Raw genomic sequence first — 13715 nt, forward strand, 5'->3', positions numbered from 1 at the left:
TGATTTCTCCAATTGCGAATTTTGCGGATGAGAAAAAATGCCTAGGCCGCCGGTAGGTTGGCGAACGGATGTAGAACGCCGATATTGCCCTCCCGTTAGCCCCGATTTGCGCTAAATTTCCCAACGATTCCTCATGCGCGCTCTGCGCGTACGCGCCTGGGATTCCTGTGTTAGCACCATCGTGGTGGAGGCCGAGCGGTAGTAGGAGAGGGAGTGGGCAGGATGCGAGCACCCCTCCCGCTCGCCAATATTGCTTTTGCCGTCAGCGACCTTGCACGACCTTGATGAGGTTTGGCGATGGTACCTGTGTTCTCACGAATGTTTCGACTTCTTCGCTCGTGATCTTGCCCGCCGTCAGACCATTGACCACCCGGCGACAGACCACCGCCATCGGATCGCTGGCGCTGACATTTGCCATTGTGGCAATTGCCTGCTTTTGTTTGGCCGTAATATTTCCGGAGCGGCAGGACGCGTAAAAATTTTCCCTAAGTGCGGGGCTTCCTTGTAACGCGGTCTTAACGGCTTCGGATTTTTGAGCCCTCTGCTCGGGCGTGCAAGCTGCAAGAGATGCTAAGACAGAAGCAATAGCCAGAATATGTAAGTATTTCATAAATTCCCCCAATCAATCGCGCTGCCAATAAAAGCGCGAATTGATTGGAGAATTGTTAAATCCTAGCGTGCATTAAGTTTGCTGGCGGTGGTGACGTTAACCAGTTGAATCTCGTTGATGCGGCTCTTCACCTCCTCGATGGGCGGCCTCTTCACGCCGGCCAACTGGGGCACCTATGTCTCCACCAAGCACGCTTTGGAATCGATTGCCGAAGCGTTGCAGCAGGAACTTGGCGCTTACGGAATCAAGATCCAGACGATCAATCCGGGCGCCTACTACACCGGCTACAACGAGACGATGGCCGACAATCCGTTCCGCTGGCTGGATGACAGCAAGAACTTCACCAAGCGCGCGGACTTGCGCAAAGGTTTCGACGACTTCTTCGCTACCCCCGAAGGCAAGATGGACCCGCCACCGCAAGTGCAACTGTCCGCAGTCGGGAGCCCCGTATCCGCCGCATCTTCAACGTGGCCCTCGGCGTCGCCACCACTATCCTGACCTTGCGCGGGTTGGAGGCCCGCGCGCGCCGCAGATGCTGACCGAAACCGAACGCCGCAACAAGACAATCGTCGACGCCGGCTTTGAGGCCTGGACGGCCGGCACAGGCAGCCCCTATGACCTCCTCGCCGACGACGTCCGCTGGACGATCGAGGGCTATTCGCTGGCATCGAAGACCTATCCGAATCGCGAGGCATTCCTGCGCGAGGTGATCCGCCCGTTCAATGCCCGCATGAAGGCGCCGCTCAAACCTGCGATCCGCAACGTCTATGCCGAGGCGACACAGTGATCGTGTTTTTCGACGCCCGCGGGATCGCACGTGACGGGAAGCCCTATGCCAACACCTATGCCTGGTTCCTCGACATGCGCGACGGTCGTATCGTCCGCGCCTCGGCCTTCTTCGATTCGGTTGCATTCAACGAGTTCTGGACTCGTGTGACGCCGTCCGAATAGGGCAACACGAGGCGTACTGACGCAGTTTGCCTCTAGGTCCGGCTGCTCTCGCAAACGTGAGGACGCATTCATGTATCGTTAATCTGAATCGGCGCATGAACGTCGCGCGCCTTTCGCGCAGCATAGTCCCCCAAATGCTTTAGAGGTTCGAAAATGAAAAACCTGATTCTTGCTTCCGCCGTTGCTCTGGCTTCTTTTGTCGGCATCAGCACGCAGTCCGAAGCAGCCACGATTGTGCATGTAGACAATCATCACCATCATTGCATCGTGAAGACCGTACGTCATCACGTCAACGGCCATTGGGTCGTTCGCAAGGAACGCGTTTGCCGTTGATTTTGTAACAGGTTCAAGCCGGCGGCCTTTGTCGTCGGCGAAATAAGCCGGCCGTTGCCGAATATTGTTCGGCAACGGCCGGAATGTTTTTGGGGGTGTAAGCAGGAGACCGCGCTCATTTACATGACAGGCCGGGCACCATATGAGTTACGGCCTGATTTCGAAGTAGATGCCTCCGCGGTGCGGACGGTAGTAGCCGCGGCCGTAGCGCCAGTCATCATCATAGTAATGGCGGCGATCCCAGCGGCTATCGCGCCAATGGCGATCATGATAGTGGCGGTTGCGCCAATATTCCCCTCGTCCATAATCCCAGTTCGGGTCTCGCCGGGATCCGTGCTCCTGAACCAGAATGATACCGGAAGAGCTAGGCGAAGGCGAATTCGTCAACGGCATTGCCGTTGCTGGAACCACGGCGGCCAGCACTGTTCCCATGGCAAGTGAGGCCGCCAGGGCCATCAAAGCAATATATTTCAAAGCACCAACTCCTTTATTGGAACAACGTCCCTTTTCGCCGGACTCAACGCTGCGACGGCGGCAATGTTCCCCGTCAAGCTTGATGCGGGCCTGGGTGGCGACATGCTGGCAGAGGGCGATAGTGAGATTTAAAGGCGCTGCTGTCCGTCGAAAATGGCGCAACCGGTTGTGCTGGGGAGGGGAGTGAGCGAGACCGAGGCTGCAGGTTCAGCGGGCGCTCATATGGAAAAGGGTCAATGTAGAAAAGGAGCCCGGCAGGGAAAGCCGGGCTCCTCTCTTCTCTGATCGGAGGTCAATTCAGATCAGGTCAGAAGTTGCGTTCGAAGCGGAGGATACCGGCGACGGTATCGTCCTTGGCAACGTCGTAGTGAACGTAGGTCACTTCCGGTTCGACCAGCAGGTTCTTGACCGGGTTGAACTTCAGGTTCGTCGTTGCTTCGAACATCTTCGAGTCGGTGTAAGCGAGCTGGACGTTCCACTTCAGCTTGTCGTTGAACGGTACGCCAACGCCGCCCCAAACTGCCCAGTCGCCCCAGCCGCATTTCGCGCCATGAACGGTGCCGTCCGGTGCCGTGCAAGCCGAGACGTTCTGGTTCGAGCCGGCATACTGGTTGAGCTTATCGCCGTCCGTGTTCCAGCCGCCCATCAAGAAGGCCGAGAAGACGCCGAAGTCAGCATCGACGCGAGCCTTGACTGCACCTTCTTCGACGATGGAGTCATAGCCACCGACGACCTTGAAGGACCATGCGCCGGACTTGTAGCCAGCACCGGCAACAACGTTCGGAGCGTAGTGGTTTTGCTTGGACGTGACCCAGGCACCGTCATAGCTGGAAGCGTCCGAACTGGAGTTGGAATCTTCGAGCGAGATGACGGCGGTGAAGCCGTTGCCGCCGTCGTAGTTGTAGGTCAACTGGTTGAGTTCGTACGGACCGTCATAGATCACGTCGTCGTTGATGACGTCGCCGGCATAACCAACGAACTGGTTGTAGTAGGAGTCCGTCTTACCAACGGTGAAGCCGCCGAGGCTGATGTACGACCACAGCAGGTTTGTTTTCGTGTCGTTGCCGTCGTTCCAATCCCAACGAACGATGGTTTCGGTCTTCAGCGGACCGTATTCGGTGTCGGTCGCGGTATCGACGTTCAATTCTGCGCGGGTGTGCCAGAGCGTGCCGACCTTGCTGGTACGGTTGTAAGCATCATACCACTCACCTTCCGTACGCACCTTGCCGCCGATCTTGAGGCAGGTTTCGGTTCCCGGAATGAAGAAGTAGCCTGCACCGTATGCGTCGCAGATGCGAACGTATTCGAGCGGCTCCGGTTCGGCGGCGACGATCGCGTCGGCCGCGTGAGCACCGGATGCTGCCGCAAGCGCGGCAGCGGAGCCGAGAAGAAGGCTCTTGATGTTCATAATAACTCCAATCTGTTCCTGATTGGGCATGAGATATCGCGCCGAAAAGACGACGTGCCCAACCCCATCCCGTTCATGTTCCCTATCAGTAGGTGCGAAGTAATAAGCTTCGCGAACTATTTCCTGAACCCGTCCCGTTGATTTGACAAGATACTAAGACGAACGAACTATATGCACGCTACTCGAAAAAACAGCTTGTTGCAAAAATGACGCAATTCGTCAGAAGGCGGCCTTTGAGTGCCTTATTGGCGCCAATAAAATGGCAAGGTTTGCGGCGCTTTGGCGGTGCCGGCGAGCTGGAAGCCAAGTTATTTGGTGATCAGCCGCGATAGGCCTTGCGCTCCAATAAGATTCGTTCTAAACGCCCGCCATCACTCGCCTTTACAAATCGGATGGCCTCGTGGCGGAGTGGTTACGCAGAGGACTGCAAATCCTTGAATCCCGGTTCGATTCCGGGCGAGGCCTCCAAAATTCCCTTCCATTGAAGCAGATGCTGTCCGCGACAACCGATTGGTTGCCGCTGAAATTACAGACATTTTCTGCACCCTGCGGAATAGATTCGCATCCTTCTGAGCCAGCGTCACAACCATGCATTTGCAGCGAAATGCTGCATTGCAGAAATCCATCGCTCCCCTATGTCCCGCTCGTGTCGGTCGAATTGATGGGTAGTCCATGAAATACGTTAGGGAGTTTGAGGCCCTCAGGGGCATGCTGGCGATCTGGGTTCTCGTCGGTCATGTCGCTTCGGCCGTCGCCATTCAAGGGCGATTGTTTCAGGAGCGATTCTATAATGAGTATGCAGTGGATGTTTTCATCATTCTCAGCGGCTTCGCCATCACTGCATTGATCGACAAACGACCGGAGCCCTATCGGCTCTATATCGCCCGCCGGGCGCTCAGAATCTTTCCGGCCTACCTCTTTTATTTGGTCATTTCCGCGGCGGTCGCGACGACAGCACTGCACATCTGGACGGATTCGCCCGATGGTTCGATGAAGGCGGCACGAATCGGCATTGCCGCCGACACGCTCGCCTATTGGCCTTGGCATCTCCTCGCGCATCTGACTGGCCTGCATGGCCTGGTGCCGCCGGGTCGCTTGCCGTCGACCGACTATGCCTTTCTCGGCCAGGCCTGGAGCATTTCGCTCGAATGGCAATTTTATCTGGTTGCGCCACTGCTGATCGGATTGGCGCTCAGGCCGGTGTCATGGCGGCGAATCGCGGTGCTCATTCTCCCGGTGCTCGCTGTCGCCGCCGTTTCGCCGAAGCTACCGCAAAGCTTTCTCGGCAAATGGCTGGTCGATTTCGGCATCGGTATCGGCAGCTTCTATTTCATGAAGTACCGGGCTCTCGGCGATCCTTTCCTGAAAGCGTTGCCGCTGCCGCAGCTTTGGCTGATCGGCATCATCCTGTGCATATTACAGCGTTCCGTCGTCTATCTGCCGCTTGCCATCTGGCTGACGGCGATCCCGGTAATCGTTTCGGCGCGCGAGGGCAGGGGCGACATCTATGCGCGGCTATCCGCCATTGCCTGCAGCCGACCGCTGCAGTGGCTGGGCGGCATGGCCTATTCGCTTTATCTCTCGCATATGCTGGTTCTGCTTTTCGCGCTCGGCACGCTCCCAAGCCTTGGCCTTTCCTCGCCATGGGCGCAGGCGGCCTATCTGCTGGCGGTGACCCTCGTCGGCACGCTTGTCGTCTCCCGGCTGTCCTATCTTTATATCGAGAAGCCGTTTCACGAGTTCGGCCGCAATCTCGGCAGGGGCGTTGCCGTTGCGGCCGAGTCCGCCGATGTCGCTGAAAGGAAAGCGGTTTGACCTGTGCGTGAAGGAAGCGGCTGTTGTCGCACGGCGACGCATCGTCACGAATTTCTGCGCCTGCCGCTGCAACGCCTTGAAAGCGTAGCCGCACGCGATTAAGACACGCTGAGCATAGCAGCAACCCCGGCTTTGCCTTTGGGCGCGAGAGGATATGATGGATTTCGAAGCAGCACGCGTGAAGATGGTCGAGAACCAGATCCGCACGACGGATGTCACCTCCCATTCCGTGTTGAATGCGTTTCTGACGGTGCCGCGCGAGAATTTCGTGCCGGAAAAGTCGAAGCTCCTGGCCTATATCGATAATGACATTGAGGTCAGCCCGGCCGCTTCGGGCAAGCCGGCGCGCTTCCTGATGGAAGCCTCGCCGCTGGCAAAGCTCTTGCAGCTCGGCGAGATCACCAAGGAAGACAAGGTTCTCGATGTCGGCTGCGGCACCGGTTACGTTTCGGCTCTCCTGTCGATCCTTGCCGGCAGGGTCGTGGCGCTTGAATCCGACGAGACGCTGGCCGCTGAGGCTAAGGCCAATCTCACCGCGCTCGGCCAGGAAAACGTGACAGTCGCCACCGGCGAGCTGGAAAAGGGCCATGCCGGCAGCGGTCCCTATGACGTCATTTTCGTCAACGGTTCAGTCCAGGAGGTGCCGCAGGCGCTTCTCGATCAGATTGGTGAAGGCGGCCGGTTGATCGTCGTGCTCGGCTATGGCCATGCTGCCCGCGCCACCGTGTTCATTCGGGAGCGTGGTGCTCTTTCGGAAAACGTCTTCTTCAATGCTTCCGTCAAGCCGCTGCCGGGCTTTGCAAAGGCCAAGGAATTCGTGTTCTGACCTGTTGCGCGGCTGAACCATCCTTTTGAAACGGGCGCTTCGAGCGCCCGTTTTTCGTTGGGCATTTTGATAGAGAAGTCCACAATATCAGGTGATTCGCAGGCACCGTAACAAAACTGTGCATCAGGTGGCTTAGTGCTACCACAGTGATTTTTTTCCTGTGGCTAGTATTCTAGGGTGGCGCTGATTCGGGCGCTGCTTTGGCGGAATTCCGGTCACTGTCTGGGAAAACGGGGATGAATATGGCTCAGCCAAGTGTAGTGCGTGAACCGTCCATGGAAGAGATTCTGGCGTCGATCCGCCGGATTATCGAAAGCAACGAACCCGGTGCCGGCAAGTCCGTTTCCTCCTCCCTGCCAGCGCTTTATACCGTTGCCGACGACGACCAGGATGGCGATATCCACCTGACGGTCGACGAAGAATTTGCTGCAGCCGAGATGGATGACGTACCGCCAGCCGCTGTCGCCGAGCCGCGTTTCGTAGCAGCCAATTCGCAGGTTCCGATACGTGAGCCGGAATCGCCCGCCCGCACCATGTCGCTTGCCGACGTGGCAGCGCGCGTTCGCGCCGCCTCCGAGCGGAATGCTGCGCAGCTAAACCCGGCGCGCGAAGCGCCGCAGCCGCGCGAATTACCGCCGGCCATGGCCGCACGTTTCGCCGAGGCGCGAGTTGAGCCGATTGCCGACGTGCCATTGCGCAGCGCTATCGCCGAAGCGCCGGTGCCCGTCGTTACGCCGCCTGCGGCTGCCCTTCTCGCCGAGGCCGCCGTGCCGGTCGCGAAGGCCGAGCCACAGCCTGCACCGGTGGAAGAGCGGCAAGCCCCCGTTCCCGCAGCGCCCGCTCCGCTCGAAATGCCGGTTTTCAATCAACCGCAACAGCAGCCGGCTGCGGCCGCCGCCGATCGTTACCTGCCGCAAGTGCAGGCTGAGCTTGCATCGTCGCTGATGTCGGAAGCCGCCGGTGCGCAGGTCGCCCATTCCTTCGGCGAACTCGCCGCCGCGATCGACGGCAGCCAGCGTCGGTCGCTGGATGAGATCGCCCAGGAGATGCTGCGGCCGATGCTGCAGGAATGGCTGGACGACAATCTGCCGACCTTGGTCGAGCGTCTCGTGCGTGAAGAAATCGAACGCGTGGCTCGCGGCCCGCGCCGCTGATAGCCTGAGCTTCGCGTAGGCGATCCGCCGCTCCGGCTTCCGGGGCGGCTTTTTTATTGACTTGCCCGCGCCCATCCTATTTACAACCCGCATCACCGAACCCTCCAGATCCGGTCCCCAAATGCTCGACAAAACTTATGATTCTGCCGCCGTCGAACCGAAGATCGCCCAGAAATGGGATGAGGCCGACGCCTTTCGCGCCGGTGCGAACGCGAAGCCAGGCGCGGAAACTTTCGCCATCGTCATTCCGCCTCCGAACGTCACCGGTTCGCTGCACATGGGCCATGCGCTAAACAACACGCTGCAGGACATCATGGTGCGGTTCGAGCGCATGCGCGGCAAGGACGTACTCTGGCAGCCGGGGATGGATCATGCCGGCATCGCCACGCAGATGGTGGTCGAACGCCAGCTCATGGAGAGGCAGCAGCCCGGCCGCCGCGACATGGGCCGCGACGCCTTCATCGAAAAGGTCTGGGAATGGAAGGCGGAATCGGGCGGCTTGATCTTCAACCAGTTGAAACGTCTGGGTGCTTCCTGCGATTGGTCGCGTGAGCGCTTCACCATGGACGAAGGCCTGTCGAAGGCCGTTCTCGAAGTCTTCGTCACGCTTTACAAGGAAGGCCTGATCTATCGCGACAAGCGGCTGGTCAACTGGGACCCAAAAATGCTGACGGCGATTTCGGACATCGAAGTCGAGCAGCATGAGGTCAACGGCCATCTCTGGCATCTGCGCTATCCGCTCGAAGAAGGCGTCACCTATCAGCATCCGGTCGCTTTCAATGAAGAAGGCAAGCCGACGGAATGGGAAACGCGCGACTATCTCGTCGTCGCCACCACCCGCCCGGAGACCATGCTCGGCGATACCGGTATTGCCGTTCATCCGAGTGACGAGCGCTACAAGGCAATTGTCGGCAAGCATGTCATCCTGCCGATCGTCGGCCGGCGCATCCCGATCGTTGCCGACGAATATCCGGACCCGACCGAAGGCACCGGCGCCGTCAAGATGACTCCGGCGCATGATTTCAACGACTTCGATGTCGGCAAGCGCCGCGGTTTGCGCGTTGTCAACGTCCTGACGCCCGATGCTCGCATCACCATCAAGGACAATGAGGATTTCCTCGAAGGCCTCGACAACCCGGCGGCGCTGCATGGCGCCTGGGATGAACTGGAGGGCAAGGATCGTTTCGAAGCCCGCAAGATCATCGTCCGCATTTTCGAGGAAGGTGGCCTGCTCGATAAGGTCGAGCCGCACAAGCACACGGTGCCGCATGGTGACCGCGGCGGCGTTCCCATTGAGCCGCGCTTGACCGAACAATGGTATGTCGATGCCAAGACGCTCGCCGAACCAGCGATCGCGTCCGTTCGCGAGGGCCGCACCAAGCTCGTTCCGAAGAGCTGGGACAAGACCTATTACGACTGGATGGAAAATATCCAGCCGTGGTGCATTTCCCGCCAGCTCTGGTGGGGCCATCAGATTCCGGCATGGTATGGCCCGGACGGCCAAGTCTTCGTCGAGAAGAGCGAAGAAGAAGCGCTGCAGGCTGCCATCCAGCACTATCTTGCCCATGAAGGGCCGATGAAGGCCTATGTCGAGGACTTGCTGGAAAACTTCAAGCCGGGCGAGATTCTGACGCGCGACGAAGACGTGCTCGACACCTGGTTCTCCTCGGCGCTCTGGCCGTTCTCGACGCTCGGCTGGCCGGACGAGACTCCGGAACTGGCGCGGTACTATCCGACCAACGTGCTCGTCACCGGCTTTGACATCATCTTCTTCTGGGTCGCCCGTATGATGATGATGGGCCTGCATTTCATGCAGGACGAAAACGGCGATCCCGTCGAGCCTTTCCATACGGTCTACGTTCACGCCCTGGTGCGCGACAAGAACGGGCAGAAGATGTCGAAGTCCAAGGGCAACGTCATCGATCCGCTCGAGCTGATCGACCAGTACGGCGCCGATTCCCTGCGGTTTACGCTGGCGATCATGGCGGCGCAGGGCCGCGACGTGAAGCTCGATCCCGCCCGCATCGCCGGCTATCGCAATTTCGGCACCAAGCTGTGGAACGCGACGCGCTTCGCCGAGATGAACGGCGCAGCCAGCGATCCGCATTTTGTGCCGGAAGCAGCCGAACTGACCATCAATCGCTGGATCCTGACGGAACTGGCACGCACGGAGCGGGACGTCACCGAAGCGCTGGAGGCCTTCCGCTTCAACGATGCCGCCGGCTCGCTCTATCGCTTCATCTGGAACCAGTTCTGCGACTGGTATCTCGAACTGCTGAAACCCGTTTTCAGCGGCGAAGACGCGAACGCCAAAGCGGAGGCACAGTCCTGCGCGGCATACGTCCTCGAGGAGACCTACAAACTGCTGCATCCCTTCATGCCCTTCATGACGGAAGAGCTGTGGGCGCATACGGCAGGCGAGGGCAAGGAACGTGACGGTCTGATCTGCCATGCCGATTGGCCGGCACCCTCCTATGCGGACGATGTCGCTGCCGATGAGATCAATTGGCTGATCGATCTGGTATCCGGTTTGCGTTCCGTTCGTTCGGAAATGAACGTGCCGCCCGCTGCTATCGCGCCGCTGGTGCTCGTTGGTGCCAATAGCCTGACGCGCGAACGTCTGTTTCGTCATGACGCGGCCATCAAGCGGCTGGCGCGTGTCGAGGAGATTTCATTCGCGGACACCGCGCCGAAGGGCGCGGCGCAGATCATCGTCGGCGAAGCGACCGCCTGCCTGCCACTCGGCAACCTTATCGACCTGGCTGCCGAAAAGGCACGCCTCGAAAAGGGGATTGCCAAGAACGAACAGGAGACCGCCCGCATTGTCGGTAAGCTCTCGAATGAGAAGTTCGTCGCCAATGCCAATCCGGACGTCGTGGCTGCCGAACGCGAGCGCCTGAGCGAACTCGAAGGTCAACTCACCAGCCTCAAGGTGGCGCTTGACAGGGTCAGCGAAGCCGGCTGAAACCGCAGACAATGTGAATTTAAAGGGCACGCGGGCGAAAGTCGCGTGCCCCTTTTCTTTGCTCGCCGCTGATTCGATGTCGAGCAACAAAAAACACGCCCGATTTTTGGCGTCCGCCAGCTTCGCGCAGGCAAGAGGTGTTACCCCTAAATTGGTAGGATTTCTTGAAAAGCGAGACTGTTGTCAGATTGTAACAGAATTGTTGCTATGAGGAATGAAAATCTACTTGGGGCCTCTGATGTACATTAGAGAAGAAATAAATGCCTAAACATGGCGGCGGTTTGCCGTGCAGATCAATTTCTTACGTAAGTCAGTCCTTATGCTGCAGCCTTGTGGATCACCGGCGCCGCATTGCCAATTCGGGTGATCGTCGCAACAATCGGATCAATGAATACGCAGGTGGGGGAACACAATGGCATTTCGCATTGCGCTGAGGGGCGCATTTTCATTCATTATGAGCGCATCATTCGCCAGCGCCGCTTTTGCGGGCGGGCTTGATCGCGCCGGTTACGATATTGATCTGCTTTTCGACAAGGGGCGCTACGTATTCGAATCCGGCGTCACCTATGTGATGCCCGATCGCAAGCTGAAGAACGCGAAGGATATCAATCCGACCGACGGCAATCTCAATGGCCGCCCGCACTCGGCCGATGCGACCGAAAATTATGCTGTACCCTATATCGGCTTCAAGATCGGCATTACCGATGACATAGACTGCTTGGCCGACTACTCCGAGCCGTTCGGCGGTCACACCAATCCGGGTCTGAACTGGGCCGGCGCCAACAGTGAAATCGAGACCAAGGTCCGCACGCATAACTATGCGGCGACCTGCTCTTACAAATTCGATGCTGGTCCGGGTCAGTTGCGCCTGATCGGCGGTGGTTTCTATCAGGAGGTCAGCGGCTTCAAGTCCCGTCTGGTCTCCGTCGTTCCCCCTCCGTTTTCCGCCGTCTATGACGGTGTCGGCTCGCTGGATGTCGACGGTCATGGCTGGGGCTGGCGTGCCGGTCTCGCTTACGAAATTCCCGAATACGCCTTCCGCACCAGCCTCGTCTACAACAGCCGGGTCAAATACGACAACCTCAAGGGCACCGTCGATCTGACGGAGTTGCCGCCCGTCCGCCCGTTCTTCGGCAGCGCCACATCCGTCTTCGGTTCGGCGGATGCGCCCGACTCGCTGGAATGGAAGGTTCAGACCGGCATCGCGCCGGACTGGCTGGCCTTCGGTTCGGTCAAATGGACCAATTGGAGCGTGCTGCAGAGCATCGCGCTTTGCCCGACCTCCACGCGCGGCATATCTTGCCATACGGGCGGCGCGACCGAACTCACCTCGCTCGATCTGCTCTATCAGGACGGTTGGACGATTACCGGCGGCGTCGGCCACAAGTTCAGCGACAAATGGAGCGGCGCGCTCAGCTTGAGCTGGGATCGCGGCACCAGCCAGGGCTACGGTTTGAGCACCGATACCTGGACGCTTGGCGCCGGCCTTTCCTACAAGGCGACCGAACACGTGGAGTTCACTTTCGCCGGCGCGCTAGGCCTGTTGACCAGCGGCAAATCCGGTGAGATCACCTCCAACGGCATCACCTACGGCGACGACGCGACCTATAGTTTCGGCAACGATCTGGTCGCTGCATTGTCGACGTCGATGAAGGTCAGATTCTGAACGTAACCCATTGAACTGAACTAGGTTCTGAGGTCTCATCCCTAAAGCTTCAAGTGATTCCCGCGCCGCGAGCCCTTTTTCGGTCTCGCGGCGTTTTAATGCCAAATTTGCGCCAAGCCATTTTTCGATACGACCAGCAAATCATCCCGAATAACGGATTCGTGGTTAACGAAACCTCAAGATCGGCAAACTCTTTGTGACGAATCGGCAACACTTTATTTCAACAGATTACAGGCGCGTGTTCGCCGCCCAAATTGTCCATTTCCCGCCACAAATGGGGAGCAGCGATTATACGGGCAACGGGGTAGGCCTTGGTAGAAAGTGCGTAAGCGGTTGATGGGTCAGTTTCCACTTCGGCAGAAAAAGCAATCCGGGATCGGAACGGCGACGTTCTCGATGCAGCCGGAAAGGCATTATTTCCCGTGGGAATCCGAAAACCGTTCTATCTCGAATATCTCTCTTTGGACAGCGAAGCGGCGGGCTGTTTCGAGGGTGACATGCGCTCGCAACAGCGTGAATGCTGGTTTGGACATAATTTCAGACTACGCTTGGAATTGTGGCGAACGGCATTGTGCTGGTGCCCTGCGGACCTCCTTAAGAAGGGATCTCGCGGGTTCGCGCGCCGGTAGAGAATACATTCGCAGGCAATACGGTGCAGGTGGGATCACCGTAGCGAATGCGGATGGAGCGAAAGAAATCGACTGTTATGTTTAAGTCCGAGTTCATATCAGCGCGAATGATGATGCTCAGCCTGTCGCTTGCCACCTCCGTGGCACTCGCAGGCCAGGCCTTGGCATTTGACATCAATGCGGGTGTCACCAAGGAGTCAGGGCCTTTCGATCTCTTCAAGTTTGGCTTCCGGGCCTACAAGAACGGCCAAAAGGAAGAGGCGGTCGAAGCTTATCGTTACGCTGCCGAGAAAGGGCATACCGGGTCGCGTTGGGCGCTGGCCAATATGTATGCGGACGGCGATGGCGTGACGCGGGACGATTTCGAGGCCTTCAAGATCTACAGCGAGATCGCCCAGCAGGGCGTGGAACCCGGTTCCGAGGATACCGGCTTCTTTATCAACGCGCTGCTCGCGCTTGCCAATTATTACAAGACCGGCATTGCAAACAGCCCAGTCAAGATTGATCTCAATCAGGCACGTCAGCTCTACTTCCAGGTCGCGTCGACCTTCGGCGTTCCCGAGGCGCAGTTTCAGCTCGCGCAGATGATGCTGGCGGGTGAGGGCGGCGCGGCCAATGTGCAGCAGGCCAAGAAGTGGCTGAACCAGGCCCGCAAGAGCGGCCATCCCGGCGCCATGGCCGTCTTCGGCAATATTCTCTTTCAGGAGGGCCAGTCCGTGCGCGGCCTCGCCTTCATGACGGCGGCGTTGGATAAATGCAAGCCGAAGGACTGTTCCTGGATGGAGGACCTTCAGGAACAGGCCTTCTCGATCGCCAACGAAGACGATCGCCGCGTTGCCGTCTCCATGGCGCATCAGCTGGATGTCGCCGGCCCCGAATAATCC

10 protein-coding genes, 1 tRNA gene and 2 pseudogenes are annotated in these 13715 nt (G+C 58.5%); 10 read left to right on the forward strand and 3 right to left on the reverse strand.

Annotated features, from left to right (window positions below; all coding sequences use genetic code 11):
* Positions 1 to 262 precede the first annotated feature (262 nt).
* Positions 263 to 610 (reverse strand): hypothetical protein, encoded by a 348-nt coding sequence (locus tag PY649_RS06205; RefSeq protein WP_285867334.1) that lies wholly within the window; start codon positions 608 to 610, stop codon positions 263 to 265.
* Between the two features lie 123 nt (positions 611 to 733).
* Here PY649_RS06205 and PY649_RS06210 point away from each other — a divergent pair.
* From PY649_RS06210 to PY649_RS06220, 3 genes and pseudogenes are all read left to right on the forward strand, one after another.
* A pseudogene (locus PY649_RS06210) lies at positions 734 to 1033 on the forward strand (SDR family NAD(P)-dependent oxidoreductase); the annotation flags it as partial.
* A gap of 26 nt (positions 1034 to 1059) precedes the next feature.
* Positions 1060 to 1561, forward strand: a pseudogene (locus tag PY649_RS06215) (nuclear transport factor 2 family protein).
* A 153-nt stretch (positions 1562 to 1714) separates the two neighbouring features.
* Entirely contained in the window at positions 1715 to 1894 is a 180-nt protein-coding gene (locus PY649_RS06220; protein WP_285867336.1) for a hypothetical protein, read from the forward strand.
* 147 nt (positions 1895 to 2041) lie between these two features.
* Here PY649_RS06220 and PY649_RS06225 read toward each other — a convergent pair whose 3' ends face one another.
* Both PY649_RS06225 and PY649_RS06230 read right to left on the reverse strand, forming a co-directional pair.
* A complete protein-coding gene (locus PY649_RS06225) occupies positions 2042 to 2368 on the reverse strand; it encodes a hypothetical protein (RefSeq protein WP_285867337.1) in 327 nt (108 codons plus the stop codon).
* 307 nt (positions 2369 to 2675) lie between these two features.
* Positions 2676 to 3776, reverse strand: coding sequence for a porin (locus PY649_RS06230; RefSeq protein WP_285867338.1), 1101 nt, complete (start codon positions 3774 to 3776; stop codon positions 2676 to 2678).
* 394 nt (positions 3777 to 4170) lie between these two features.
* On the opposite strand from PY649_RS06230, the gene PY649_RS06235 reads away from it, so the two are divergent.
* The 7 genes from PY649_RS06235 to exoR all read left to right on the forward strand — a co-directional run bounded on the left by PY649_RS06235 (position 4171) and on the right by exoR (position 13712).
* Positions 4171 to 4244 (forward strand) — tRNA-Cys (locus PY649_RS06235).
* Positions 4245 to 4448: 204 nt separating this feature from the next.
* Positions 4449 to 5591, forward strand: a complete 1143-nt coding sequence (locus PY649_RS06240; protein WP_285867339.1) for an acyltransferase family protein — start codon at positions 4449 to 4451, stop codon at positions 5589 to 5591.
* A 154-nt stretch (positions 5592 to 5745) separates the two neighbouring features.
* Positions 5746 to 6417, forward strand: a complete 672-nt coding sequence (locus tag PY649_RS06245; protein WP_285867340.1) for a protein-L-isoaspartate O-methyltransferase family protein — start codon at positions 5746 to 5748, stop codon at positions 6415 to 6417.
* 242 nt (positions 6418 to 6659) lie between these two features.
* Entirely contained in the window at positions 6660 to 7571 is a 912-nt protein-coding gene (locus tag PY649_RS06250; protein WP_285867549.1) for a DUF2497 domain-containing protein, read from the forward strand.
* Between the two features lie 121 nt (positions 7572 to 7692).
* Positions 7693 to 10536 (forward strand): valine--tRNA ligase, encoded by a 2844-nt coding sequence (locus PY649_RS06255; protein WP_285867341.1) that lies wholly within the window; start codon positions 7693 to 7695, stop codon positions 10534 to 10536.
* A gap of 412 nt (positions 10537 to 10948) precedes the next feature.
* Positions 10949 to 12202: an OmpP1/FadL family transporter gene (locus PY649_RS06260; protein ID WP_285867342.1), complete on the forward strand. Its 1254-nt coding sequence runs from the start codon at positions 10949 to 10951 to the stop codon at positions 12200 to 12202.
* A gap of 706 nt (positions 12203 to 12908) precedes the next feature.
* Positions 12909 to 13712, forward strand: a complete 804-nt coding sequence (exoR, locus tag PY649_RS06265) for an exopolysaccharide production regulator ExoR (RefSeq protein ID WP_285867343.1) — start codon at positions 12909 to 12911, stop codon at positions 13710 to 13712.
* Positions 13713 to 13715: the final 3 nt, after the last annotated feature.

The organism is Rhizobium mayense, from assembly GCF_030272705.1.
GTDB classification, from domain to species: Bacteria; Pseudomonadota; Alphaproteobacteria; order Rhizobiales; family Rhizobiaceae; genus Rhizobium; species Rhizobium mayense.

What these genes read in the sequence shown, in the direction of transcription:
- PY649_RS06205 (WP_285867334.1), bottom strand. Translation starts at nt 610, where the DNA reads ATGAAATACTTACATATTCTGGCTATTGCTTCTGTCTTAGCATCTCTT.
- PY649_RS06220 (WP_285867336.1), top strand. Translation starts at nt 1,715, where the DNA reads ATGAAAAACCTGATTCTTGCTTCCGCCGTTGCTCTGGCTTCTTTTGTC.
- PY649_RS06230 (WP_285867338.1), bottom strand. Translation starts at nt 3,776, where the DNA reads ATGAACATCAAGAGCCTTCTTCTCGGCTCCGCTGCCGCGCTTGCGGCA.
- PY649_RS06240 (WP_285867339.1), top strand. Translation starts at nt 4,449, where the DNA reads ATGAAATACGTTAGGGAGTTTGAGGCCCTCAGGGGCATGCTGGCGATC.
- PY649_RS06245 (WP_285867340.1), top strand. Translation starts at nt 5,746, where the DNA reads ATGATGGATTTCGAAGCAGCACGCGTGAAGATGGTCGAGAACCAGATC.
- PY649_RS06250 (WP_285867549.1), top strand. Translation starts at nt 6,660, where the DNA reads ATGGCTCAGCCAAGTGTAGTGCGTGAACCGTCCATGGAAGAGATTCTG.
- PY649_RS06255 (WP_285867341.1), top strand. Translation starts at nt 7,693, where the DNA reads ATGCTCGACAAAACTTATGATTCTGCCGCCGTCGAACCGAAGATCGCC.
- PY649_RS06260 (WP_285867342.1), top strand. Translation starts at nt 10,949, where the DNA reads ATGGCATTTCGCATTGCGCTGAGGGGCGCATTTTCATTCATTATGAGC.
- exoR (WP_285867343.1), top strand. Translation starts at nt 12,909, where the DNA reads ATGTTTAAGTCCGAGTTCATATCAGCGCGAATGATGATGCTCAGCCTG.